The 23,478-nt window shown below is 59.6% G+C and carries 19 protein-coding genes, 1 tRNA gene, 2 rRNA genes and 1 pseudogene (1 of these 23 only partly in view); 13 read left to right on the forward strand and 10 right to left on the reverse strand.

Features of this window, described 5'->3' with window-relative positions:
- Positions 1 to 9: 9 nt before the first annotated feature.
- From SINAR_RS0125245 to SINAR_RS0125255, 3 genes are read left to right on the forward strand one after another with little or no spacing between them, the layout of a single operon-like run.
- On the forward strand, positions 10 to 1,209 hold the full coding sequence (locus tag SINAR_RS0125245) for an iron-containing alcohol dehydrogenase (RefSeq protein ID WP_028001666.1): 1,200 nt from the start codon (positions 10 to 12) through the stop codon (positions 1,207 to 1,209).
- 17 nt (positions 1,210 to 1,226) lie between these two features.
- Positions 1,227 to 2,690, forward strand: a complete 1,464-nt coding sequence (locus SINAR_RS0125250) for an NAD-dependent succinate-semialdehyde dehydrogenase (RefSeq protein ID WP_028001667.1) — start codon at positions 1,227 to 1,229, stop codon at positions 2,688 to 2,690.
- Positions 2,691 to 2,707: 17 nt separating this feature from the next.
- On the forward strand, positions 2,708 to 3,559 hold the full coding sequence (locus SINAR_RS0125255; RefSeq protein ID WP_028001668.1) for an alpha/beta hydrolase: 852 nt from the start codon (positions 2,708 to 2,710) through the stop codon (positions 3,557 to 3,559).
- A gap of 128 nt (positions 3,560 to 3,687) precedes the next feature.
- Here SINAR_RS0125255 and SINAR_RS1000000135780 read toward each other — a convergent pair.
- The 4 genes and pseudogenes from SINAR_RS1000000135780 to SINAR_RS0125270 form a co-directional block, all read right to left on the reverse strand.
- Positions 3,688 to 3,858: pseudogene (locus SINAR_RS1000000135780) on the reverse strand (recombinase family protein); the annotation flags it as partial.
- A gap of 13 nt (positions 3,859 to 3,871) precedes the next feature.
- Positions 3,872 to 4,048: a hypothetical protein gene (locus tag SINAR_RS1000000137215; RefSeq protein ID WP_158500205.1), complete on the reverse strand. Its 177-nt coding sequence runs from the start codon at positions 4,046 to 4,048 to the stop codon at positions 3,872 to 3,874.
- Between the two features lie 157 nt (positions 4,049 to 4,205).
- The gene (locus SINAR_RS0125265; RefSeq protein WP_028001669.1) at positions 4,206 to 4,514 is read right to left on the reverse strand and encodes a HigA family addiction module antitoxin; all 309 of its coding nucleotides are present in this window, start codon (positions 4,512 to 4,514) and stop codon (positions 4,206 to 4,208) included.
- Positions 4,515 to 4,526: 12 nt separating this feature from the next.
- Positions 4,527 to 4,823 (reverse strand): type II toxin-antitoxin system RelE/ParE family toxin, encoded by a 297-nt coding sequence (locus tag SINAR_RS0125270; RefSeq protein ID WP_028001670.1) that lies wholly within the window; start codon positions 4,821 to 4,823, stop codon positions 4,527 to 4,529.
- Between the two features lie 648 nt (positions 4,824 to 5,471).
- On the opposite strand from SINAR_RS0125270, the gene SINAR_RS0125280 reads away from it, so the two are divergent.
- The 8 genes from SINAR_RS0125280 (at position 5,472) to SINAR_RS01000000133870 (ending at position 16,441) form a co-directional block, all read left to right on the forward strand.
- Complete coding sequence (locus SINAR_RS0125280) at positions 5,472 to 6,767, forward strand: ABC transporter substrate-binding protein (RefSeq protein WP_234710636.1); 1,296 nt, start codon at positions 5,472 to 5,474, stop codon at positions 6,765 to 6,767.
- Positions 6,764 to 8,770, forward strand: a complete 2,007-nt coding sequence (locus SINAR_RS0125285) for a sensor histidine kinase (RefSeq protein WP_028001673.1) — start codon at positions 6,764 to 6,766, stop codon at positions 8,768 to 8,770. The genes SINAR_RS0125280 and SINAR_RS0125285 overlap by 4 nt, the downstream gene beginning before the upstream one ends.
- Positions 8,767 to 10,164 (forward strand): sigma-54-dependent transcriptional regulator, encoded by a 1,398-nt coding sequence (locus tag SINAR_RS01000000133860; RefSeq protein WP_050577546.1) that lies wholly within the window; start codon positions 8,767 to 8,769, stop codon positions 10,162 to 10,164. Before SINAR_RS0125285 ends, SINAR_RS01000000133860 begins: the two co-directional genes overlap by 4 nt.
- A gap of 149 nt (positions 10,165 to 10,313) precedes the next feature.
- Positions 10,314 to 11,669 carry an ABC transporter substrate-binding protein gene (locus SINAR_RS0125295; RefSeq protein ID WP_050577547.1) on the forward strand — a complete coding sequence of 452 codons (1,356 nt, stop codon included), beginning with the start codon at positions 10,314 to 10,316 and terminating at the stop codon, positions 11,667 to 11,669.
- Between the two features lie 115 nt (positions 11,670 to 11,784).
- Positions 11,785 to 13,512: an ABC transporter permease gene (locus SINAR_RS0125300; protein WP_028001675.1), complete on the forward strand. Its 1,728-nt coding sequence runs from the start codon at positions 11,785 to 11,787 to the stop codon at positions 13,510 to 13,512.
- A gap of 1 nt (position 13,513) precedes the next feature.
- Positions 13,514 to 14,641 carry an ABC transporter ATP-binding protein gene (locus SINAR_RS0125305; protein ID WP_084617637.1) on the forward strand — a complete coding sequence of 376 codons (1,128 nt, stop codon included), beginning with the start codon at positions 13,514 to 13,516 and terminating at the stop codon, positions 14,639 to 14,641.
- Positions 14,634 to 15,359, forward strand: a complete 726-nt coding sequence (locus SINAR_RS01000000133865; RefSeq protein WP_234710637.1) for a histidine phosphatase family protein — start codon at positions 14,634 to 14,636, stop codon at positions 15,357 to 15,359. The genes SINAR_RS0125305 and SINAR_RS01000000133865 overlap by 8 nt, the downstream gene beginning before the upstream one ends.
- 275 nt (positions 15,360 to 15,634) lie before the next feature.
- Positions 15,635 to 16,441 (forward strand): acid phosphatase, encoded by an 807-nt coding sequence (locus SINAR_RS01000000133870; RefSeq protein ID WP_050577548.1) that lies wholly within the window; start codon positions 15,635 to 15,637, stop codon positions 16,439 to 16,441.
- A 375-nt stretch (positions 16,442 to 16,816) separates the two neighbouring features.
- Here the strand turns inward: SINAR_RS01000000133870 and SINAR_RS0125325 are convergent, their stop codons facing one another.
- The 3 genes from SINAR_RS0125325 to SINAR_RS1000000137420 all read right to left on the reverse strand — a co-directional run bounded on the left by SINAR_RS0125325 (position 16,817) and on the right by SINAR_RS1000000137420 (position 19,424).
- On the reverse strand, positions 16,817 to 17,878 hold the full coding sequence (locus SINAR_RS0125325) for an alpha/beta hydrolase family protein (RefSeq protein WP_033057566.1): 1,062 nt from the start codon (positions 17,876 to 17,878) through the stop codon (positions 16,817 to 16,819).
- Between the two features lie 135 nt (positions 17,879 to 18,013).
- Positions 18,014 to 19,090, reverse strand: coding sequence for a helix-turn-helix domain-containing protein (locus SINAR_RS0125330; RefSeq protein ID WP_028001679.1), 1,077 nt, complete (start codon positions 19,088 to 19,090; stop codon positions 18,014 to 18,016).
- Between the two features lie 169 nt (positions 19,091 to 19,259).
- Positions 19,260 to 19,424, reverse strand: a complete 165-nt coding sequence (locus tag SINAR_RS1000000137420) for a hypothetical protein (RefSeq protein WP_167333609.1) — start codon at positions 19,422 to 19,424, stop codon at positions 19,260 to 19,262.
- Between the two features lie 35 nt (positions 19,425 to 19,459).
- Here SINAR_RS1000000137420 and SINAR_RS01000000133875 point away from each other — a divergent pair, with 35 nt between their 5' ends.
- Entirely contained in the window at positions 19,460 to 19,729 is a 270-nt protein-coding gene (locus tag SINAR_RS01000000133875; protein WP_234710638.1) for a type II toxin-antitoxin system HigB family toxin, read from the forward strand.
- A 26-nt stretch (positions 19,730 to 19,755) separates the two neighbouring features.
- Positions 19,756 to 19,890 carry a hypothetical protein gene (locus tag SINAR_RS1000000138215; protein ID WP_272913700.1) on the forward strand — a complete coding sequence of 45 codons (135 nt, stop codon included), beginning with the start codon at positions 19,756 to 19,758 and terminating at the stop codon, positions 19,888 to 19,890.
- 141 nt (positions 19,891 to 20,031) lie between these two features.
- Here SINAR_RS1000000138215 and SINAR_RS0125345 read toward each other — a convergent pair.
- The 3 genes from SINAR_RS0125345 to SINAR_RS0125355 form a co-directional block, all read right to left on the reverse strand.
- Positions 20,032 to 20,108, reverse strand: a tRNA-Met gene (locus tag SINAR_RS0125345).
- A 159-nt stretch (positions 20,109 to 20,267) separates the two neighbouring features.
- Positions 20,268 to 20,382 (reverse strand): 5S ribosomal RNA (rrf, locus tag SINAR_RS0125350).
- A 226-nt stretch (positions 20,383 to 20,608) separates the two neighbouring features.
- A 23S ribosomal RNA gene (locus SINAR_RS0125355) occupies positions 20,609 to 23,478 on the reverse strand (it continues 23 nt past the right edge of the window).

Genomic DNA, 23,478 nt, shown 5'->3' on the forward strand with positions numbered 1-23,478 from the left:
AAGCACGGAATGAACCTATTCGGCACATTGAGGGCGCCGCGCGAACTCTTGTTCGGATCCCGCCAGCGCCATGCGCTCGCCGGCGCTGCCGCTCGGCTTGGACGGCGCGCACTGGTCGTCACGGATGGGCGTCTTGCGGCGGAGGCGGATTTCCTCACGCTTGTCGGACAGCTCGAAGAGGCGAGTCTCGCGGTCCTGGTCGATAGTTCCACTTTGCCGGACGTTCCGGTCGAGTCAGCGATCGCAAGCGCTGAGGGGGCCAGAGGCTTCGCTCCCGACCTCATCGTCGGTGTCGGCGGCGGCTCCTGCCTCGACATGGCGAAATGTGTCGCGCTTCTCCTGACGCATGGCGGGCGGCCACAGGATTACTATGGAGAGAACGCCGTTCCCGGACCGGTCATGCCGATCATCGCTGTCCCCACCACCGCCGGCACCGGCTCGGAGGTCACCCCGGTCGCGGTGCTGTCGGATTCGGAGCGCACCCTGAAGGTGGGTATCTCAAGTCCATATTTGATCCCTACGGTATCGATCTGTGACCCCGAGCTGACCCTTTCCTGCCCGCCCGGACTCACGGCAATCGCTGGTGCCGACGCGCTGACGCATGCGATCGAGGCATTGACCGCGATCCGGCGCGAGCCCGTCCCCGGCATTGCGCAGCAGCGTGTGTTTGTCGGTAAGAACGAGCTTTCTGACCAGTTCGCCCTGGGTGCCATCGCCCATCTGTGGCAGGGCCTGGAAGCGGCATGCAGCAACGGTTCGGACATAGCGGCCCGCGAAAAAGTGATGCTCGGAGCGACGCTGGCCGGTCTCGCCTTCGGTGCTGCGGGAACCGCGGCCGCCCATGCCATCCAGTACCCCGTGGGCGCTCTGACCCACACCGCGCACGGCGTCGGCGTTGCCTGCCTGATGCCCTATGTCATGACCTGGAATGCTCCGGTGATAGAAGAGGAGCTCGCAAGGATCGCGCAGGCGGTCGGCCTGGATGGAGCCGAAGCGGTGATCCCTGCCGTCTCCTCGCTCTTCGAACGGATCGGCATCCCGAAAACACTAGGCGATCTCGGCCTGAGGCACGAACAGATCGATTGGGTGGCGGAGCAGAGCTCCGGCATTACTCGCCTTGTCCAGAACAACCCCCGTCCGCTCAACGCCAACGAAATGCGTAAGCTCGTCGCCGCTGCCTTCAGCGGTGACCGGGCCAGCCTGAACTGACTTAAAAGGACCCTGCCATGACGTTCCACGCAAAATTTTCCGGTTACGCCGACCCGGCATTCCACGCCCAGGGTCTCTACTTTGGCGGCGAATGGCACAGGGGCGGTGGCATCGCCGTTCTTGATCCTTCGACCGGCAAAAAGATTGCCGAGGTGGCCGATGCCACGGCCGAAGATGCATTGCGAGCGGTGGATGCGGCAGACGCTGCCGCTGCGGGATGGCGCGCTACCCCAGCGCGCCAGCGCTCGGAAATACTGCGCCGCTGGTTCCAGTTGATGATCCAGCACGCCGAGGAACTCGCAACGCTGATAGCGCTCGAAAACGGCAAGGCATTGCCCGATGCGCGCGGGGAAGTCGCCTATGCCGCCGAGTTTTTCCGCTGGTATGCGGAAGAGGCGACTCGCATTCCGGGCGAATTTCGACACACGCCATCCGGTTCGCACCATATTCTTGTCGATCATGAGCCGATCGGCATCGCCGTCCTGATCACGCCGTGGAACTTCCCGGCCGCCATGGCCACGCGCAAAATCGGGCCTGCCCTGGCCGCAGGCTGCACCGTGATTCTGAAGCCGGCCTCCGAAACACCGCTGACGGCCTATGCCATGGCGCGTCTGGGCGAGGAGGCAGGTGTTCCGCCCGGCGTGGTCAACGTGCTCACCACGAGCAACCCGAGCGGCGTGACCAACGCGATGCTCGCCGATCCGCGCGTGCGCAAGCTCTCCTTCACGGGCTCGACGGGCGTCGGCCGCATTCTTCTGGCCGAAGCCGCCAAATCGGTCGTGAGCTGCTCCATGGAGCTCGGCGGCAACGCGCCGTTCCTCGTCTTTGACGACGCCGATCTCGAGGCCGCTCTCGATGGCGCCATGATCGCGAAGATGCGTAATGCAGGTGAAGCCTGCACAGCCGCCAACCGCTTCTATGTCCAGGCAGGCATCCACGATGCCTTCGTAGCGGGCCTTACCGCCCGGATGGCCGCCCTGAAAATCGGCCCCGGTTATGACCCGCAGACGCAGTGCGGCCCGATGATCACGCGAAACGCCGTCAAGAAGATCGATCGGCTGGTCTCCGACGCGATCGCGGCCGGCGCGCGTGCAACGACCGGCGGCAAGCCGCTTGAGGAAAGCGGTTATTTCTATCCCCCGACCGTACTTGAGAACGTTCCGACGGGCGCCTCGATCGCCCGCGAGGAGATCTTTGGGCCTGTTGCGCCGGTCTACCGGTTCGATACCGATGAGGAGGCCGTCAATCTTGCGAACGACACCGAGTATGGTCTTGCCGCCTACGTCTACACGCGCGATCTGAAACGCGCGATGCGCGTGGGGAAATGCCTCGAAACGGGCATGCTCGGTATCAATAGAGGTCTGATGTCGGATCCCGCCGCGCCCTTTGGCGGCGTCAAGCAGAGCGGACTCGGCCGGGAAGGAGGCGTGACCGGGATTCTGGAGTTCATGGAGGCAAAGTATTACGCAGTAGACTACTGATATCGAAGGAAGAGAAGATGGCCCCACAGGACCTTTACCGAATTCGGGACTTCGTGCCCGATTTCGACGCGATCGCCGCCGAGTTCGCCGAACGCAGCCGCATATTTTCAGCCAGGGCGAAGGTCCTTGCAGACCTACGCTACGGCACACGCGCCCGTGAGGTCCTGGACGTCATCCTGCCGGAACGTCCGAAGGCCGGCGCCCCGCTGCATGTTTTTGTCCATGGCGGCTACTGGCGCTCCGGGGAAAAGGAGAACTACCGTTTCGTGGCCGCGCCTGTCCTTGCCGCCGGCGGCGTTGCGGCACTCGTTGAATACGACCTCATGCCCGGGACGCGGCTGAACGTGCTGGTCGATCAGGTTCGGCGGTCCGTCCTCTGGCTTCAGCATCACGCTGCCGATTTTGGTGCAGACCCTCAGCGACTGACCGTTAGCGGTCATTCCGCTGGAGCTCATCTGGCGTCCTATCTCGCTGCGACGGGCCCGGAAGAAACCGGTGCGCGCGCGCTCCCTGAGCTTGCGGGTCTTCTCCTCGTCAGCGGCATCTACGATCTCTCCGGGATTCCGGACAGCTTCCTGCGCAGCGAAGCGCAGATGACGCCCTCGGAGGCAGCCGCCTGGACGCCGCTCACTTCCACCCATCATCAATGCGCTCGACGCATTATTGCCTATGGCGAGAACGAAACCGCTCCTTTTCTCGATCAGGCGTCGCAGTTTCAGGCACTGCTCGCCTCGTTGAACGAGGAGGCGGAGCTTCTCGGTGCACCCAGGCTCAATCACATGAGCGTGGTTCACGACCTGGCCGATCCGGATGGGTTCATCGGAAAACGGCTTTACAATCTCGTTGCGGGACAGGCTGCCGATATCTGAACGAATATCGGTACCTCGGTTTGCATCACGCCCCATTTTTGGAGCTGTTATGAGGCGATATTGGCGCACAGACCTGCACGACTGGAGTAAAGCGGCTTGGATCGGTTGCATGCTGCTTCCCATCGCCCTCACCAGGGTGGGACGTCCGCCTGATCGCGGCTGATGCGGTCCAACGCCTCGGCCAGCAATATCTTGAACTCGCCGCGTTGCGCGTCCCGCACAAGCCGTTGGATCCCGGGACGAAGAATCGTGCTGGAACCGGATATCGCCGCATCCTCATAGGAACCGGCGATCTGCCAGCGGTCGCGGCTCTCAACCGCTCGAAATCCTCCTCGCCATCTGCCTGCCGATCAGGCGGGCGATATCGAGCACCACTCTGTCTAGCTTCTGCAACGGCGCGATTTCCTCCCCGCCCTCTGCCTTTCCTTCCGGCCCGTTGTCATTGGCCGAAGGCCTCTGATCGCGCCTGCCTTTCCCAACGTCTTCCATGCCGCTTCCTGCCCTGTTTTCGAGTCAAACAGGCAGGAAGCGGCACGGGATTCAGGCTGTGAAGGCATAAAGCCAAGCGTGCGGCGCTGGCGAAGCATCGGCGGCACCTAGGACGGGTAAAACGTCTGAGCATCCGTCGCCGCTTTGGTGATACCAGTCAGGCCGCATCCTTCAACGGACGCGCGCGTTCAACTCGCTCGCGTTCCTTCGGCGTGTTCATCACCTCCCAAAGATCGTTGCGCCGCTGCACGTTGAGCCAGAAGTCCGGGCTGTTGCCGAAGACACGGGCCAAGATCAAGGCTGTCGCCGCCGTTACGTTCCGGCGGTTGCCGCACAACTCGTTGACATGTTTGCGCTGGACACCCATCGCCTCGGCGAGCGCGCCCTGCGTCAGGCCCATCGGCTTCATGAATTCTTCGGTCAGTATCTCGCCGACAGTCGCCGGCTTGCGCTTGGTGGTCAGCATTTTGCCTCGCTCTCATCGGTAGCTGTGATCGTCCAGATAAATCCCGTCAGCCTCGCCGCGTTCGCCATCCCAGCGGAAAATCAGCCGCCATTGCTGGTTCACGCGGATCGAATGGAACCCTGCCAAATTCCCGCGCAGCTTCTCGAAGTGATTGCTGGGCGGCACGCGCAAGTCCTGATCGGTTGTTGCATCATCGATCATCTGGAGTTTACGGAACAGCCGGGCTTCGAGATCAGACGGGATGTTGCGGGAATGGGCATCGTCCACGAAGAAAGCCCGCAACCAGTCATCCCGAAAGCCAACGATCATTCCTCACCTCGATTATGAGATAATGTACCGTACTATAACTCATATCGCAAGGGTGAGCCTGCCGACCCTTCCTTTGGCAATGCTGATAGGCAAAAGGTCAAACCGTCTGAAGTAAGCATTAGTTAACAAAACCTTTGCGAAAGAAGCCGCTTTCCAACACGGGAGCTCATATGGAGTGGGTTAATAGAATTCTTTCTATGATGAATGCTGCTCGCGGCGTTGCAAGTCTGCGCTCCCTCGAACTGGCAGACCTATGGGCATTCTCCATGCCTGTCTCGGTATCGGTTTCGCAGCTATTGCTCAGCGAGAAAGCAGAAACTTTCCTGCGCGCATACGACTCCATGCCACGGATGAAAACCTGCATCTGACGGAGACTATCAGCATTCTGGTAGCCAGCGGTCTTGCCTGGTTTCTGATCAGCGGACAGGCATTCAGCGCCTTAATCTGCGGCATCAAGCACAAAAGGTGATATAGAGAACATGGCTTCCTACTCGCGATAGCAGTGGCAACACTGGCGCGGAGCCGCCGCTCTACAAGTGCCAATTAACCGAGAGCACATCATGTGGGGAGGTGAACAGAACAGTTGAAAGCGCCGAGGGCCGGGGGAGGATGAGAAAAGTCGGTTGGAGAAGCGGACAGCTCATTATTTTGCTGGCTGCGGTCTGTTTGTTGGCGGTAGAGCGAGCCCACACCGCTGAAGAAAGATGCCGCATCCAAGTTCTGACTTCATATCCTGAAGAATTCTATCGCCCCTTCGTTGAGCGATTTTCTGCCGATCAAGGCATCAGCGTATGCGTCACCAACAAGAACACGATTGCACTGATCCGGCATGTGCGCGAGAAGCGCCGCCCGGAGCCTGATATCGTATGGGCGAGCTCGCCGACGGCTTTCAGGGCTTTGGATGCGGCCGGACTGTTAGCTCGCCGCCCCGAGATGGTCCGGAGTGCCTCTGATTTCGCCGGCATCGAGGTCGATGATCCGAATGGCTCACGCTTCGGCTTCGCGCTGTCCCGCATCGGCGTGATGTGGAGGCCGGGACATGACATGAGCATACCGGGTGCGATGTCGGACCTTGGATTGCCGTCTTACGCCGGCACACTCGGCCTCACCTCGCCCGCGCGAAGCGGCACCATGCACTTGTTCGTCGAGACAGTGCTGCAACACTACGGTTGGGAGGCTGGATGGGCATTGCTGTCGCGCATTGGTGGAAATGCGGCGACGATAACGGCTCGGAGTTTCGGAGTCCCGGAGGGCGTGGCGAAGGGACGGTTCAGTTTCGGGATCGGGATCGATTTTCTCGCGCAAGCCAATGAGGGGGGGCAGCGTCTCGGCTTCGCTGCCCTCTCGCCATCGATCGTCTTTCCGGCGAGCGTTGCGATTACGGAACATTCGGATCAGGACAGGGGGGCGATGGCGTTTGTCGACTTCCTCCGGTCCGAAGCCGCTCAGAATCTGCTGCTACGCCCCAATCTTGCGCGCATTCCGATCACACCAGGACTGTGGGCGCAGGTGGGCTTCGAACCGGCGCAGGATGCTTCAGCATTTGACACGGCCCTGGCGGCGCGGCGCATCGCGGTCGTCAGCGCGCTCTTCGACGAGATGATCACGTATCGATATGTCGATCTGGTCGAGTTGTGGGCGGCAGTCCGGCGGTTCGAAAGGGACCAGCTGGTCATGGAATCAGGCACAGAGAAGGCACTGGTCGCCAATCTCAGGAACCTGCTGGAGGCTGTTCCCGTGGCGTCGTTCATGTCGGACGCTGCCGAGCTGGAGGAGGCGCTATCGGCTCTGCCGCTCGATTCTGACGCACAGCCGTCTGGATCAGGGATTGCCTTGCGCGACAGTTGGTCCCGTGACTTCGACGAACGCTTCAGACGCGCCCGCGAACTTGTCGCGCGGATCGAGGCCTCCGGTCAAAGCCGAACGAAAGAAGCAGTCCAGTGAGACCGGCTTTCACAACGCTCAGATGGAAGCTGGCGGCCTCCCTGGCAGTGATCGCTGGAGTGGCGGTGGCGGCGACACTGGTCACCGGCATAACGCTGGACCGCGTCAGTCGCTCGGTGGCCAATCTCGCCGTCGAGAACCTGGGCGCTTCCGCTGTCAATGCACGGTTCGCCGAGATCGGCCAGGCAATTCGCGTCGAGGTGCCGGCCTTAGGCGACGCGCAGACACAGTTCGAACGGGAGACAGCGCTTGAACGGTTGACGGATCATTTCGGAGGCATTCGAGAGTTGCTGGGGCAGGCGAAACGTAGCGAGGGCGGCTATTCGGTCGGTCTCGGCGACGTCATCTCCTCGCTTGAGGCCAATATCCGTGACCTGGACACGAATGTGGGCAAACGTTTTTTCCTGAAGTCAGCGCTTGCGCAACAGGTGACCCGGATCAACCGGTTGCATGGGGATTTTCTGCTCGAGGTCGAGCCCTTGCTGACAGATGCACGATTCAACGTCGGATCCGCGCTGCGGCATGCCGGAGGAACCGGCGGCGCACATGCGTTTCATCACGCACTCGTCGCAGAGGAGGTTCGCGCTACGGAGGCGCTCGGGCGGCTGCACGCCAATGCAAATCTGGCAGTCGGCCTGATATTGCGGGCGGCAAGTGAGAACGAGTATCGGGCGATCGAGTATCTCCAGGGACGTCTGGCAGAGACGGTTGAGGAAGCGAATGAAACCGCCGCTATGCTTGTCGGGAACAGTAGCTCCATTACGCTGCGACAGTTGTGGCATCAACTCGCCAGATTTAGTGACGGCGAGGACAGCCTGTTGAATCTGAAGCTTCGCGAAAGCGGACTTCTCTCAGAAAACATGCAATTGCAGGAGACGAGCGGCGCGCTCCTCACTAAGCTTGGAGACTTGGTCGCGGGGGCCGTTCGCGAGAGCGGCAGACGCTCGGAGCTGGCGTCCGAAGAAATCGCCGTCATCGTTTCGAATGCCCACCTGTTGAACGCTGCCAGCACCGCGATCCTGCTGGCGCTGCTCCTAGCCTTCTCGGTCGTGTTCGTACGAGGGAAGCTCCTTCTGCGATTAATGGATGTTCTCTCGTCCATGCGTCTTATTGCCGACGGCAAGACAGATATATCTGTACCCGTTTCAGGTCCCGATGAGATCGGCCAACTTGCCGATGCGGTTCGTCTGTTTCAGGACAAATCCCGAGCCCTTGACGTCCACGCAACCGAATTGAGGAGATCGAACGAGGCGCTTCTTGAGGAGATCGATCTTCGGCGGCGGGCGGAGACGGAGCTGAGGGAAACGCAGGCGGAACTTATACAGGCAGCAAAACTGGCCGCGCTTGGGCAGCTTTCGGCGGGCATCGCCCATGAATTCAACCAGCCGCTTATGGCCATGCGTTCCTATACGCACAATGCGCTGCGCTATGTTGAGCGCGGCGATCTGGACAAGATCCGCGAGAAACTGGCCGACATGGACCGGGTGATCGGTCGGCTGTCGAAGTCGTCAAACCACTTGAAGCGGTTCGCGCGCCGCCCGCAGGAGGTGGTGACCCGGCACGACCTGTCGGATGTCGCGTCAAACGCGCTTTCCCTCTTCGAAGAACGCCTGGCACGGGAAGGGGTGCATGTCCGTTGGGATCGTCCCGAGCACCCGGTGCACGTCATGACCGAGCCAGCCCTTCTGGAGCAGGTGCTCGTCAACCTGATCAGCAACGCGCTTGACGCTATGCGGGAGATTGCCTCACCTCAGCTTGTCGTTGGTGTGAGCGAGACGGGCAAACTCGCCCGCGTCAGCATCCGCGACAGTGGGGCCGGGTTCAGCGATGAGGTGCGTGATCGCCTGTTCGATCCCTTCTTCACGACCAAGCCACCCGGCGAGGGTCTCGGGCTCGGTCTGTCGATATCATACAATGTGATCCGGGATCTCGGCGGCAGGCTGGAGGTCAGGCGGGCACGAGGAGGCGGCGTCTTGGCAACCGTGGAGCTATTCAAGTCATGAGCAACCATACGACAGGCTTGCCCGTCGTTTTGGTCGACGACGAAGTTGAGATTCGCAGCGCTTGGGCGGAAACGCTGGCGTTGGAGGCGTATAAGCCCTTGGCGTTCGGCAACGGGCAGGAAGCGCTGCGCGCGCTTTGCGTCGACTGGCCGGGCGCGGTCGTCACCGATCTTCGCATGCCGGTCATGGATGGGATGAATTTCCTCGAGGCCGTGCGGAGAATCGATCCCGACATCCCGGTCATCATCGTGACGGGACATGGCGACATCCCGATGGCGGTGCGCGCGGTGCGATCAGGTGCTTACGACTTTATCGAAAAGCCGGCGGATCCGGAGACGATGCTCGCCGCTGTGGCGCGTGCCGTGCGAATGCGATCGCTTGTTATCGAGAACCGGCGCCTGTCGAGAAAGGGTAGCGGCGGCTATGAGATCGAAAAGCACCTTGTCGGCAACAGCGAGGCGATGAGGCGATTGCGCCAACGCGTCGCCGCCGTCGCGGCCGCCGATGTGAACACGGTGATCTATGGCGAGACCGGTTCCGGAAAAGAGCTTGTGGCACGCGCGCTGCACAGCCTCGGGCCGCGACGCAACGGCTCCTTCGTGGCTCTGAACTGCGGCGCACTGCCCGACACGCTGATTGCGAGTGAACTGTTCGGCCATGAGGCCGGGGCCTTCACCGGAGCGGATCGGCGCCGCATTGGCAGGCTCGAACAGGCGAGCGGCGGCACATTGTTTCTGGACGAGATCGAAAGCATGCCGATCGCGCACCAAACCCAGCTTTTGCGCGCACTCCAGTCGCAGGTCATCGAACGTTTAGGCGGTAAGGCGGAGATCCCGATCAATGTTCGGGTTGTCGCAGCTTCGAAGGCGGACCTCGAGGAGGCATCTTCGGAGGGGCGTTTTCGGGCCGATCTTTACTATCGGATCGCCGTGGCGATGGTCTCGATTCCGCCGCTTCGACACCGGGTCGAGGATATCCCGCTCCTGTTCATGAATTACACTGAGAAGTGCGCCAAGAGCAGAGGAATCAAGTTGGCCACGCCGGATACAGCTTTCTTCGAAGAGCTGTGCACCCGGCCGTGGAAAGGCAATGTCAGGGAACTGGTGAATTTTGCGGAGCGGCATGCGCTCGGGATAGACGCCGACCTTGGCGAGATGGCTATTGCGGGCGAGGAAAGGCGGAGCCTGCCGGATCAGGTGGACGCATTCGAGAAACGCATCCTCATCAATGCCCTGCGCGCGACTGGCGGGCGTGCGCAGCAGACAGCCGATCTGCTCCGCATTCCCAGGAAGAGGCTTTATCTGCGCCTGCAGCGTCATGGACTCGATCGCGAGGGGTTCTGCGGAGAGGCCGAGTCACTAGTGACACGCGACGAAGACGACCTGGGTCAATAGTGACCCCCATCGTGTTGATGCGCTGTTCTTTTTTCTTTTGATTTCAATGCATTCGTTGTTCGCCGGATGCTTCGGTGATTGGCACGGAGGTTGCTCCCAGGTGTTTGGCGGCTTGCTGGCCGCTTTGCGCAGAAATCCGGGAGGAACCCATGTCCGCAAGAATTCACCACCTGTTGAAACAAGCCTGCTTCAGTGTCGCCGCGGCGGCGTTGCTCGTCGCAATGCCGGCCTCTGCCGCTGACGACAGGCTCGTCATCGTCACGTCGTTCCCCTCCGACCTGACCGATGTGTTCAAGACTGCCTTTATGAAAGAAAACCCGTCGATCGCGGTGGAGATTGTCAACAAGAGCACCTCGTCCGGAGTGAAATACCTGGTCGAGACGGCAAAGAACAATCAGTCCGACATCTTCTGGGCCTCCGCTCCGGACGCGTTCGAGGTGCTCAAGGAGCAGGATCTTCTTGCGCCGTATTCGAAGTCGGTCGAGGGGATTCCTGCCGATTTCAACGGCTATCCTATCAACGATCCGGACGGCATGTATCTGGGCTTCGCGCTTTCCGGCTACGGCATCATGTGGAACACCCGCTACATGGAGGCCTTCGATCTGCCGGTGCCGAAGGAGTGGAGCGATCTGGAGAAGGCAGTCTATCACGGACATGTCGGCACTTCCTCGCCGTCGCGCTCCGGCACCACACATCTGACGATTGAGACCATTCTGCAGGGCGAGGGCTGGCAGAACGGCTGGGAGACCGTCAAGGCGATCTCCGGCAATGCCAAGACTATCACGGAGCGAAGCTTCGGTGTGCCGGACGGCGTCAACAGCGGCTCGTTCGGCATTGGCATCGTCATCGACTTCTTCGGTTTCTCATCGAAGGCTTCGGGCTTCCCGGTCGAGTTCCAATATCCGAGCGTGACCGCACTAGTGCCCGCCAATATCGGTGTGGTTGCCAACGCCCCCAACGAGGGGCCGGCGCAGAAGTTCATCGACTTCCTTCTTTCTGAGCAGGGGCAAGCGCTCCTTTTCGATCCGAAGATCATGCGCCTCCCGGTCAACGAGAACGCATACAAGAAAGCACCGGAAGGGCTTCCCAATCCCTTTGACGGGTCGATCAAGACGGAGGTCAATTTCGACAGCGCCCTTTCGGAAAAGCGCTACAACGTCGTCAATTCGCTCTTCGACGTCATGATCACCTATCGTCTGGAGGATCTGCGGAACGCGACCGCGGCCATTCAAAGGGCCGAGGCCGCACTCGCTGAAGCAGGCGGCGACAATGCCGAAGCGCGCGCCCTGATCGATGAGGCCAAGGCGCTGGTTGCGGAACTTCCAGTCGACGAGACGCAGGCTATGGACGCGGACTTCAACGCCATCTTCAAGGTCGAGCGCAAATCCGCCGACGACAAGGTCGAAGGGCGGCAGGCCGAGATCGAGCAGCAGTGGGACGCGAAGGTAGTCGCGAACTACCAGAAGGCGATCGAATTCGCCGACAAAGCTCGTTCGATGTTCTGAGACGTAGCAATCATCTGTTTGATACCGGGTCGCACCCGTCCCCTTCCTGCTGTGGTGGGCAGGGGGTGCGGCCTGCCGTACCGCTCCCCGATTTTCATGATTGGAGTATGGATTGATGTCGTCCGCAGTTTTACGGCGACCGGCGTTCGCGTCCTCGCTTGGCCCTTATGTCGTGGCCGGCCTGGTGCTCTTGTTTCTCGGCGCATTCCTGATCGTGCCGGTGCTCAAGGTCATCCAGGTTGCGTTTCAGGATCCGTCGACGGGTGCCCCCACGCTGGTCAATTTCTACGATTTCTTCAACAGCACGCTCTTCCGGCAGTCGTTCTTCAACTCTCTCTACGTGTCCGGCATGTCGGTGATCATCGCGTCGGCGATCGCCCTGCCGCTCGCCTACTTCACGACGCGGTTCAACTTTTCGGGCTCTGTGATCATTCAGACGCTGGCCTTTGTCCCGCTGATCATGCCGCCCTTCATCGGCGCAGTCGCCATGCAGCTCCTCTTCGGCGCCAACGGCAGCGTCAATCTCCTTCTGCGCGACTATTTCGGCGTGAGTTTCCCGTTCATGGAGGGCCTGAACGGGGTGATTTTCGTCCAGAGCATTCACTACTTCCCCTTCATCCTGATCAATCTCTCGGCCAGTCTGCAGAACATCGACCGGTCGATGGAGGAAGCCGCACAGATGCTCGGCTCGAGCGGTGTTCGTCTGTTTCGCCGGATCGTCTTTCCGCTGGCGATGCCTGGCTATATCGCCGGGGCCTCGCTGGTGTTCGTGAAGGTCTTCGATGATCTCGGCACGCCCCTGCTCCTGAACGTCAACACCATGCTGGCGCCGCAAGCCTATCTGCGCATATCCTCCGTCGGCATTTCCGACCCGATGGGTTACGTCATCTCCTGCATCCTGATCGCCTTCTCGATCTTTGCGATGTGGGTGTCGTTCCTTGGCATGCGCGGCAGGGACTATTCGACCACACAAAAGGGCGGCGGCGGACTCGCCAAACGTGACCTCCGCCCCCATGAGGCGATTCTCTGCTACCTGGTCGTCCTGCTGATCCTTGCGATCGTTCTTGCGCCCCATTTTGGATTGCTGCTTCTGTCGCTGGGCACCGTTTGGTCCTTCAGCGTCCTGCCTGATGGGTTCACCCTTGCGCACTACAGCACGGCGCTAACATCGGCCTGGGGGTTCATCCAGAACACGCTCCTCTATGCGGGGCTCGCGGGACTGATCGACGTCGTTCTGGGTACGGCTATCGCCTATGTCGTGATGCGCACCGACATCATCGGCCGGAAGTGGCTGGACTATATGGCGGTGGCCGCACTGGCGGTGCCGGGCGTGGTCTTGGGCATTGGATATCTGCGGGTGTTCTACGGGATCGAACTGCCGGGCACGGGGAAACCCTTGGCGACTTGGTGGGGCATCATTGTCATCGCCCTCGCCGTGCGTCGTCTGCCCTACGCGTTGCGGTCCTGCACGGCGGCCCTGCAGCAGATTTCTCCATCGCTTGAAGAAGCCTCGGAAAACCTTGGGGCATCGAAGTTCAGGACAGTTTGCCGCATCGTCGTGCCCCTCATGGCGAGTGGATTGGTCGCGGGGTTCGTCACGAGCTTCTCGACGGCGGCAGTCGAGCTTTCAGCAACCATCATGCTGGTATCGAGCGAGCGCGACGCGCCGCTGGCCTACGGTCTCTATCTGTTCATGCAATCGGCGGCCGGCCGCGGCCCGGGTGCAGCGCTCGGCGTGTTGGCGGTCATCATCGTCGGCTTCGCCACCTATCTCTCGCACCGCCTCATCGACAAGGCACGTCGCAATCGAACCAACTCGGGAGACACCGGGGGAGGACACTAACATGAATTTGACAACGAATACGATGAATGTCGCTCGAACCAATCCCGGGATCGAGGGAACCCAGAGGGGTGTAAAGCCTGTCGCGATCGACATCGAGGACATCCACTTGTCCTTCGGGTCGACGGATGTCCTCAAGGGCATAAATCTCAGGATCGAGCCGGGCGAGTTCTTTGCCTTTCTCGGCCCGTCCGGGTCGGGAAAATCGACGCTGCTGCGCGCGATTGCCGGATTTGGCCCGGTTCCGAAGGGGAGAATCCTGCTCGACGGACAGGACGTGGTCGGTCTGGTGCCCTGGAAGCGCAACGTCGGCATGGTGTTCCAGAGCTATGCGCTCTGGCCGCATATGTCGGTGGCAAGGAACGTCGCCTATGGCCTTGATGAGCGGCGCGTGCCGAGGGCCGAGGCCACGGAACGGGTCAGGGCCGCCCTCGATCTCGTGGGGATGAGCAAGTTTGCCGATCGCTATCCATCCCAGCTTTCGGGTGGCCAGCAGCAGCGCGTCGCCCTCGCAAGGACAATCGTCGTCGAGCCGCGCGTGCTCCTGCTCGACGAGCCGCTGTCCAATCTCGATGCCAATCTCCGCGTCCAGATGCGACAGGATCTCCTGAAGCTGCAGCGGCGGCTAGGGATAACGACGATCTTCGTGACCCATGACCAGGAAGAGGCCAACACGATCTGCGACCGCATCGCCGTGATGGCGGATGGTGTCGTCCAGCAGGTTGGAAGGCCTGACGATGTCTATGACAGTCCGGTCAACAGCTTCGTGGCGAAGTTCCTTGGCACGGCGAATGTACTTGAAGGTCGGGTCGAGGCTGCCGGCGGCGCGAGTTCGTTCACGAGCACGAAGGGACTAAAGGTTTCTCTGGCCGGGCAACACACCGCCGGACCCGCAAGGCTCGTGCTGCGTCCGCAAGGCATTGCGTTCCGCGAGGGTCGCGACCCTCGCTCGCTCGACGGCGTCATCGCTTCAGCGGAATTTCTCGGCGGGATGGTTCGATACTTCGTCGACGTCGGCGGCGAGCGACTGCTCGTTGACGAACATCATCGGCGCGGCGCCAGTCGCCGTGGCGAGGGTGAGGCCGTATGGATCTGTGTCGATCAGGACCAGGCGGTGGTGATCCGTGACTGAGGCGCTGCTGAATGACCGGCCAGCGACCGACGCGCCGTCGCCGAGGGCGGAGATCTCGCGAGACGTCCCCTATCCGCCAATCCTGCTGATCAGGCATGCGGAAACGCAATGGAACCAGGAAGGACGGCTGCAGGGCCGCGGGGACACGCCCTTGACGCTGAACGGCGTGCGGCAATCTCTTGCCGTTGCAACGGCGTTGCAGCAGCACGTCATCCGGCACCGCCCCGTGCGGTACTGGGTGAGCCCTTTAGGACGTGCCCGTCAAACGGCCTCGCTCCTCAGCGACTGCTGGGCCATTCCGTTCCATAGCTTCGTCGAGGAGCCTGCTCTTGCTGAGCGAGCTTACGGAGAATGGGAAGGCAAAACCCTGGCGGAGGTGGAAGCGGAGCGACCAACGGAGTTTGGCGAGCACGAACGCGACCGTTGGGGCTATCGTCCTCCGCGCGGAGAAAGCAAGGCGGATGTCGGAGCACGGATAGAGACGTGGCTTAGGTCAATCGATCCCTCCGCCCGGCATGTGGTCGTAACCCATAGCGGCTGCTTCCGGGCGATCCGCGGGATCTGCACGAACGCGACACGGCGCCAGATGGATGCTTATCGCGAGCCGCAGACCACTGCCTATTTTCTCGCTGAGGGCGGGGAGACGGAGATACCGCTTGATGCCCCGATCGCACGGGCTTTCGGCGTGTTGGAGCAGACGAAGACTGTGCACATTTAGTCCTACGGCTCACTCGATCATCAACCCAAACGACGCCGGCCCATTGGGTCGGCGTTTTTTGTGGGTTCACCCACCGTGCCTCGGGTCAGTTATGCCACGCCCCAAGTCGCGCATGGGTCAACAATGACCCGCCCTTGACAGCAGGTCAGATTTGCGCGGCGAAAAACAATGGAAAAACAAATCACTAGCGAACTTGCTTTGCGGCGCGACTGGCATGGTGATTGCAAAATCATTGTTGCCGGCCTCTAGCCGGCATCCACCAAGGGAGGAATCATATGAGTGACTTGATCTGCAACGGTTCTGTTTCGGCGGATGCGGTCCGCAAGTCCCGGAGCCCCGGCTCGGGCGGGCGCGCGCTGAGGGGACTGGTGACGGCGGGAATGCTTACCCTGTTCGCGTTACCTGGAAGCCACGTCGGTGCGACCGAGGTGATGGACGGAGCCGTCATCGTTAAGGACGTGAAGGTCTATATCGATCCCGAAACGTTCGATTCCACACGCTACCTGCCGCCGCCCCCGGAAGGATTGCTGGCTGACGATGATATGGATCTCGTGCTGCGCTGGCAGGAGCGGCGGACGCCGGAAATGGCGGAGGCGTCGCTCGCGGATTCAGAGCAGAGCGTGTTCCGGTGGGCTGACGTGCTCGGCCCGGAATGGAAGGAGGAGAACTTTCCAATCGCGAAGCAGTTCTTTCATCAAGTCTATAAAACCGAGAGCAATCTGAACAAGCAGGGCAAGGAGAAGTGGAACCGGGCACGGCCGGGCGCGCTCAACGACGCGGTCGAGGCGGTGTCGGAGTTCAAGAACTACGGCGCCTATCCGAGCGGGCATGCCGCCTTCTCGCACTTCACTGCAATCGTGCTCGCTCAGATGATCCCTGAAAAGGGCGAGGAGATCATGCAAAGGGGTCGGGATCTCGGCTTCAGCCGGGTTATCGGCGGGGTTCACTTTCCAAGCGATGTTGAAGCCGGAAGGATTCTTGGCGCCATCTGCGCGGTGATGGTTCGGGACAACCCGGCCTTCCTCGCGGATTTCGCGGAGGCAAGGGCAGAGGTCCGGAAAGGCTTGCGATTGCCTCTGTAAGCCCATTAGCCCGGAATCCCAGCAGGTCAGCGATCTGCTGGGTCTGACGGATCACCGCTGACGCTTCCGCTCGATCTTGGTATTACCCGAACCAAGATGCTCGCAAAGACAGATCTGTCCGGCCTTATGCGGCGCGCCGATAGTGGCTCGGCGCATCCGTTCGTCTCGGAACGAGATCATTTCGATGGTCAACCGATATCGGCCGAGTCGGTGAAAGGGGCCGCAGACCGCATCGGATCCATTTGCGAACACCCACGGTTTCGAGGAAGGCTACGGATGGACCTCCTGCGCAGTCGGCGGCAAACAACGCGTCGCAAGATGAATGCGGCTAGCTGTAGGCTCGAAAGATCAGTGTTTCCTAGCAGTCATGCCCAGCTAGCGGTCCGTTTTCAGCTCTCGATCAAAAGCCTCCGTGACCATATCGACCAACTGCTTATGAATTTCGGGGCGCGACTGCCCGCCTCCGTCGGAGCAAATGGGATCGCCTATCTCTTCAGACGCAGCGATCTCGGCCGCGCCGGGTTTGCACTCGCCAAACATGCTGTAATGGCTCGCATCATCGATCGTGGAATACTTACCCTCCGGAATGGCCTTTGCGATCTCCGAAGCGAGCGCAGTTCGGGGGATCGTTCCTGGTCGTCCAAGATTCACAATCTCGACAGGAATGGAAACCTCCGAAAACGTGCTGGCTTGAAACACGTCCATAGGGGCAGGATCAATCGCCATGGCAAACTGGATTCTTTTGTCTTCGTTGTTTCGACCAGCCAGCTTCATATCCATCGCGTGAAGATCGACGCCGCTTTGCCTCACCCATCCGCAAAGCGACGGATTGAGGATGTCGGTGTCACAGTAGCCTGCCAAACGGATCGGATCGATACGGGCACCAGCCAGCGCCAGAGCAGTGCTGCCGCCCATCGAGAGTCCAAGTGCGCCGACCTTCCCAGCTTCAAAGTGATCTTCAAGAAACGGCTGTTTCTGAACCGTATCCAAGGTCGCGCTGATATCTCCAGGTCTCAGCCAAAGCTTCATCGTTTCCGCTGCTGATCTGTTCGCCCCCGTGTTCCCAGGATGAACGGGAGCCGCCACGATGAACCCCTGCTTCGCCAAAGGCGTTGCAATCCAGCTCATGGCTTGTGGAGTGCCTCCCAGGCCAACGCCATGCGATAACAAGATCAGCGGGTATTTTCCGCGCGAGATCGGGGCTTCGAGCATGGCGTCCGTTCCCACAAAAAATACACTCTCCCCAAGCGTAACAGATTTGCCGCCCGCGTCCGCCGGGTACCAAATGGTGACCGCTAGATCGCTGCCTCGTTCTTTGGAGGGAGCTGCGATCTGCCGCACGCCGACAAATTCACCGGCAGCGGCAGAATGGTGCACCATCAGCACCGGAGAGATGGTGCTGCAAAACATCGTCGCGATTTTGATCAACAGTTTCATCGAAGTTCCTTGGGCTGATGGATCAGGCCGAAACTTGTCGGAAGATAAAGAGCAGCGCGTCCTTGAACACGATCTTGGACGTTCGAGATCGCGATCTAGGCCTTTTTGCGATGACTTTGGACCGGGGGCGAACAGCTATGACGCCGGTACTTCCGCCCGCGCATCCGGTGCGGCAGATATCTCGCAGCCAGCGCGCCTATAGCTGCTCGGGGTCATGCCCGTGACGCGCGAGAATTCCCGATTGAAGTTCGATTTTGTGCCGAAGCCCGATTCCAACATGATGGTTGTCACCGGATCGCGTGTCGCGACGAGCCGTCGTTTGGCATCGCTGACTCGGTATTCATTTACAACCTGGGAGATGTTGCGGCCATAAGTTCGATTCAGGGCACCGGAAATCTGGCGTCCCGGGATACCCACGCGCCGTGCAAGACGGTCCAACGTCAGGTCTGGATCGCGATAGAGATGTTGCTCCCGCATCAGGGCATCGACCCGGCTTGCTATGGCTTTGTCATCCTCGATGCTCGGAGACGCCGGCAGTGCGGAGGAGGAAGAGGCGAATTCTTCCGCAGTGGTATTTGCCTCATGGTCGGGGCGAGTATTGTCCGCGACCGTGGCGGCGTAGCTGGCGACCGCTAGCCATGAAACGCTCGCAACGGTGACGATCGTTCGGGCCTGCTCGCCACCTCCAAAGACGAAATCGAGCGAGACTATTGCGTCGATGAAGGCCGTCGCCACAAGCATGACCGCCATTGCGATGAGCGCCCTATGTGCGGTCCATTCATCGGAGATACGGACAGCGGAAAGAGCGCCCGGCCCCTGTCCGGCAACCCGGAGAAGCGCAAGACCGTATCCGAGGTAGATGGCAAAGAGAACAATGTCGACTGGCGCGCGCCAGAAGGCGACGAGAGTTGCAACGAGGCCCGCCGGCACCAGGTGCGGCAGGATGTCTGTGCGCCTTGCAAGCCTATTGCGGCGTAGCTGATCAAAGGCTCCAAAAGACATGGCCGGAAGGACCGCTGCGACGATCGGCTGAATAGAACGAGCCGGACGCCAGCCGACGTTCCAGTTCAATCCCGACAAGATCGCCTGAGCGGCAAACGTGGCGACGAGCAGATGAAACAGCCCGAGTTTCCCTTCTCCCTGCCGGAACATCCGCACAAGGATAAGGCAGAGAAGAAGGGAGATGACGAAGGGCAACGGGATTGAAGGCATAAATAACGATTATCACGGAGTGCTTCCTCAGTCATACGCATCCGCCATCTTGGTTTCCGCGAGAAAACCCAGTTCTGTTCTTCCCGCCTGAGATTGATCGCTCGCGTAATTTGAGCTTCTGCGACAACCGCAACGTTCTTTGGTCTATTTGACCCCAGGGAGGCGGCGCTCACGCGCCGCCCTTCTTGCAGAAGTCGAAGCACTTTATCCCGAGCTTCCTCGCCTTAGCATTGAAGTTTTCGGCGTCGCCAAGACGAAGGATGACCCCGCCCGTGTGTCCAACGAGGCTGTACTTCGCCTCGCCCGTCTGCTCGGGCGCCGGGGGAACCGGCATATCGCTCTTGAGGCCAAAATCATCGCCCGCCGGACTTGCGGGAATTCGTCGATAGCCTTGCCGGGCAAAAAGACCAGCCGGCCGTCAAAGCCGCACTCGACGCCTGGTTCGATGAAGTCAGCACGTCGGAGTGGGCGAGTTCCGCCGATATGAAGAGACGCTACGCCACGACCAGCATCGTTAATTCCGGGCGGACCGTGTTCAACATCAAGGGCAATGACTACCCTACCGTCTGGTGGTGGCTGTCGATTTCGAGAAGGGCATCGTCCCCGGATCAAGTGGATCGGCACCCACAAGGCCTATGACAGGATCGACGTGACGGAGGTGAAGCATGGCGGCTGACCTGAAGCCCATCCGCAACCGCAAGCGCGGACTGTCGATCGACATGATTCGTCAGTTGCATGATCGCCTGGGCATTTCCGCCGAGGTCCTTATCCGGCCGACCCGGTTCGACAAGGTCGCCTGAACGGAGTGCGCCGATGACCCGCGTCGCCGGACGCGGTCTGCTTGCCGCTTGCGATCCTAAACCGGCTCGAGCGCCAGGTCGTTGGAAAGGCTGCAAAAAAGAACACTCCCGGAACGGATCGTTCGGGAGTGTCGGTATTTTTGGTTGCGGGGGCAGGATTTGAACCTGCGGCCTTCAGGTTATGAGCCTGACGAGCTACCGGGCTGCTCCACCCCGCGTTATCCGAGTTTTGCGAAGCAAAATCTCGCGAGTTTTGCGAAGCAAAATCTTGTTTGTATCGGCTCGGCTTGGCGATCGGACAGTGGCTTGTCCGGCGGCCGGTTTGTATCGTCCGGGCCTTGTTTATGAGAGAAGATGTATTTTCTTGCGTTTTGCAGACCTGGCAGCGACCTACTCTCCCGCGTCTTAAGACGAAGTACCATCGGCGCTGGGGCGTTTCACGGCCGTGTTCGGAATGGGAACGGGTGCAGCCACCCCGCCAGAACCACCAGGTCGGCAAAGCGCAAGCGTTGCTCCTTGCGGAGCAAACTGTCATCGAGAAGCTGGTGAAGTTTTCACTTCTTTTGTTTCGAACACGTCTTTAACGGTGCTTCGGGCACTTGTCGGAGCTTTTGCTCCGCAAGGCCAAAGGCCGTCCGCAGCGAAGCGATCTTCCGATCGCGACAGCGTGAGGACAAAGAATTTCGATGCTCATCATCGATGAGCATGAGCAATGGGAACGATCAAGCCGATCGAACGATTAGTACCGGTAAGCTTCATGCGTTGCCGCACTTCCACACCCGGCCTATCAACGTGGTCGTCTTCCACGGTTCTCAAGGGAATACTCGTTTTCAGGTGGGTTTCCCGCTTAGATGCCTTCAGCGGTTATCCCTTCCATATATAGCTACCCTGCTATGCCCTTGGCAGGACAACAGGTCCACCAGAGATATGTCCATCCCGGTCCTCTCGTACTAGGGACAGATCCTGTCAATATTCCTACACCCACGGCAGATAGGGACCGAACTGTCTCACGACGTTCTGAACCCAGCTCACGTACCGCTTTAATTGGCGAACAGCCAAACCCTTGGGACCTGCTCCAGCCCCAGGATGCGATGAGCCGACATCGAGGTGCCAAACAACCCCGTCGATATGGACTCTTGGGGGTCATCAGCCTGTTATCCCCGGCGTACCTTTTATCCGTTGAGCGATGGCCCTTCCACGCGGGACCACCGGATCACTATGACCGACTTTCGTCTCTGCTCGACTTGTCAGTCTCGCAGTCAGGCGGGCTTATGCCATTGCACTCGACGAGCGATTTCCGACCGCTCTGAGCCCACCATCGCGCGCCTCCGTTACTCTTTCGGAGGCGACCGCCCCAGTCAAACTACCCACCATACACTGTCCCGGATCCGGATGACGGACCGCGGTTAGACATCCATGACGATAAGGGTGGTATTTCAAGGATGGCTCCACGAGAACTGGCGTCCCCGCTTCAAAGCCTACCACCTATCCTACACATGCCGACACGAATGCCAGTGTAAAGCTATAGTAAAGGTGCACGGGGTCTTTCCGTCTGACAGCAGGAACCCCGCATCTTCACGGGGAATTCAATTTCACTGAGTCTATGTTGGAGACAGCGGGGAAGTCGTTACGCCATTCGTGCAGGTCGGAACTTACCCGACAAGGAATTTCGCTACCTTAGGACCGTTATAGTTACGGCCGCCGTTTACTGGGGCTTCGATTCAGAGCTTGCACCCCTCCTCTTAACCTTCCAGCACCGGGCAGGCGTCAGACCCTATACGTCGTCTTGCGACTTCGCAGAGCCCTGTGTTTTTGATAAACAGTCGCTACCCCCTGGTCTGTGCCACCCCACAATGGTTGCCCATCATGAGGTCACGCTTCTTCCGAAGTTACGCGTGCAATTTGCCGAGTTCCTTCAACATAGTTCTCTCAAGCGCCTTGGTATACTCTACCTGACCACCTGTGTCGGTTTCGGGACGGTCTATACGGTGGAGCTATTTCCTGGAACCGCGTCCCCGCCCGGACAATCCAATAAGTCCGGACAAGTTAAGCGATCCGTCACTACCACCAGGCCCACGAATATTAACGTGGTTCCCATCGACTACGCGTGTCCGCCTCGTCTTAGGGGCCGGCTAACCCTGCTCAGATTAACTTTAAGCAGGAACCCTTGGTCTTTCGGCGAGAGGGTCTCTCACCCTCTTTATCGTTACTCATGTCAACATTCGCACTTCCGATACCTCCAGGACCCCTCACGGGTATCCCTTCACAGGCTTACGGAACGCTCCGCTACCACTTGCCGTAAGGCAAATCCTCAGCTTCGGTGCATGGCTTCAGCCCCGTTACATTTTCGGCGCAAAGACCCTTATTTAGACCAGTGAGCTGTTACGCTTTCTTTAAATGATGGCTGCTTCTAAGCCAACATCCTGGTTGTTTTGGGATCCTCACATCCTTTCCCACTTAGCCATGACTTGGGGACCTTAGCTGGAGGTCAGGGTTGTTGCCCTTTTCACGACGGACGTTAGCACCCGCCGTGTGTCTGCCGACTAGTACTCCCCGGTATTCGGAGTTTGGTTAGGATCAGTAAGACGGTGAGTCCCCATAGCCCATCCAGTGCTCTACCCCCGGGGGTATTCGGTCGACGCTCTACCTAAATAGATTTCGCGGAGAACCAGCTATTTCCGAGTTTGATTGGCCTTTCACCCCTAGCCACAAGTCATCCCAATCTATTGCAACAGATGCGGGTTCGGTCCTCCAGTTGGTGTTACCCAACCTTCAACCTGCTCATGGCTAGATCACTCGGTTTCGGGTCTAATGCGACATACTAAGGCGCCCTGTTCAGACTCGCTTTCGCTACGCCTCCACCTACCGGCTTAAGCTTGCATGTCACACTAAGTCGTTGACCCATTATACAAAAGGTACGCCGTCACCCACCCACCAAATGCCTTGGCATTTGGGGTCACTTTAAAGTCTTCCAAATTCCCGCCGTAAACGACGAGATATTCGAAACGCCCCTCCAAGGAATTTGGAGGGCGGGCTCCGACTGTTTGTAGGCATCCGGTTTCAGGTTCTATTTCACTCCCCTTGTCGGGGTGCTTTTCACCTTTCCCTCACGGTACTTGTTCGCTATCGGTCATGCACGAGTACTTAGGCTTGGAGAGTGGTCTCCCCATGTTCAGACAGGATTTCTCGTGTCCCGCCTTACTCAAGGACAATGAGTGTTCTACGTGTACGGGGCTGTCACCCGCTACGGCGGACCTTTCCAGATCCTTCCACTTTATTCCTCATTGCCACTGGCCTGGTCCGCGTTCGCTCGCCACTACTTGCGGAGTCTCGGTTGATGTCCTTTCCTGCAGGTACTTAGATGTTTCAGTTCCCTGCGTTCGCTTCTTATCCCTATGTATTCAGGATAAGATACCTTTCAACAATGCTTGGAAACCTAAGCCGTACATCGCACGGCTTAAATTTTCCAAGCATCTAAGGTGGGTTGCCCCATTCGGAGATCCATGGATCAAAGCTTATTCGCAGCTCCCCACGGCTTTTCGCAGCGTATCACGTCCTTCATCGCCTGTGCATGCCAAGGCATCCACC

The sequence above is a fragment of the Sinorhizobium arboris LMG 14919 genome, from assembly GCF_000427465.1.
In the GTDB taxonomy this organism is placed as follows: domain Bacteria; phylum Pseudomonadota; class Alphaproteobacteria; order Rhizobiales; family Rhizobiaceae; genus Sinorhizobium; species Sinorhizobium arboris.

What these genes read in the sequence shown, in the direction of transcription:
- SINAR_RS1000000138215 (WP_272913700.1), top strand. Translation starts at nt 19,756, where the DNA reads ATGGCGGCTGACCTGAAGCCCATCCGCAACCGCAAGCGCGGACTGTCG.
- SINAR_RS1000000137420 (WP_167333609.1), bottom strand. Translation starts at nt 19,424, where the DNA reads ATGCCGGTTCCCCCGGCGCCCGAGCAGACGGGCGAGGCGAAGTACAGC.
- SINAR_RS0125255 (WP_028001668.1), top strand. Translation starts at nt 2,708, where the DNA reads ATGGCCCCACAGGACCTTTACCGAATTCGGGACTTCGTGCCCGATTTC.
- SINAR_RS0125265 (WP_028001669.1), bottom strand. Translation starts at nt 4,514, where the DNA reads ATGCTGACCACCAAGCGCAAGCCGGCGACTGTCGGCGAGATACTGACC.
- SINAR_RS0125330 (WP_028001679.1), bottom strand. Translation starts at nt 19,090, where the DNA reads ATGCCTTCAATCCCGTTGCCCTTCGTCATCTCCCTTCTTCTCTGCCTT.
- SINAR_RS0125300 (WP_028001675.1), top strand. Translation starts at nt 11,785, where the DNA reads ATGTCGTCCGCAGTTTTACGGCGACCGGCGTTCGCGTCCTCGCTTGGC.
- SINAR_RS0125270 (WP_028001670.1), bottom strand. Translation starts at nt 4,823, where the DNA reads ATGATCGTTGGCTTTCGGGATGACTGGTTGCGGGCTTTCTTCGTGGAC.
- SINAR_RS01000000133870 (WP_050577548.1), top strand. Translation starts at nt 15,635, where the DNA reads ATGAGTGACTTGATCTGCAACGGTTCTGTTTCGGCGGATGCGGTCCGC.
- SINAR_RS0125250 (WP_028001667.1), top strand. Translation starts at nt 1,227, where the DNA reads ATGACGTTCCACGCAAAATTTTCCGGTTACGCCGACCCGGCATTCCAC.
- SINAR_RS0125245 (WP_028001666.1), top strand. Translation starts at nt 10, where the DNA reads ATGAACCTATTCGGCACATTGAGGGCGCCGCGCGAACTCTTGTTCGGA.
- SINAR_RS01000000133860 (WP_050577546.1), top strand. Translation starts at nt 8,767, where the DNA reads ATGAGCAACCATACGACAGGCTTGCCCGTCGTTTTGGTCGACGACGAA.
- SINAR_RS0125295 (WP_050577547.1), top strand. Translation starts at nt 10,314, where the DNA reads ATGTCCGCAAGAATTCACCACCTGTTGAAACAAGCCTGCTTCAGTGTC.
- SINAR_RS0125305 (WP_084617637.1), top strand. Translation starts at nt 13,514, where the DNA reads ATGAATTTGACAACGAATACGATGAATGTCGCTCGAACCAATCCCGGG.
- SINAR_RS0125325 (WP_033057566.1), bottom strand. Translation starts at nt 17,878, where the DNA reads ATGAAACTGTTGATCAAAATCGCGACGATGTTTTGCAGCACCATCTCT.
- SINAR_RS1000000137215 (WP_158500205.1), bottom strand. Translation starts at nt 4,048, where the DNA reads ATGGAAGACGTTGGGAAAGGCAGGCGCGATCAGAGGCCTTCGGCCAAT.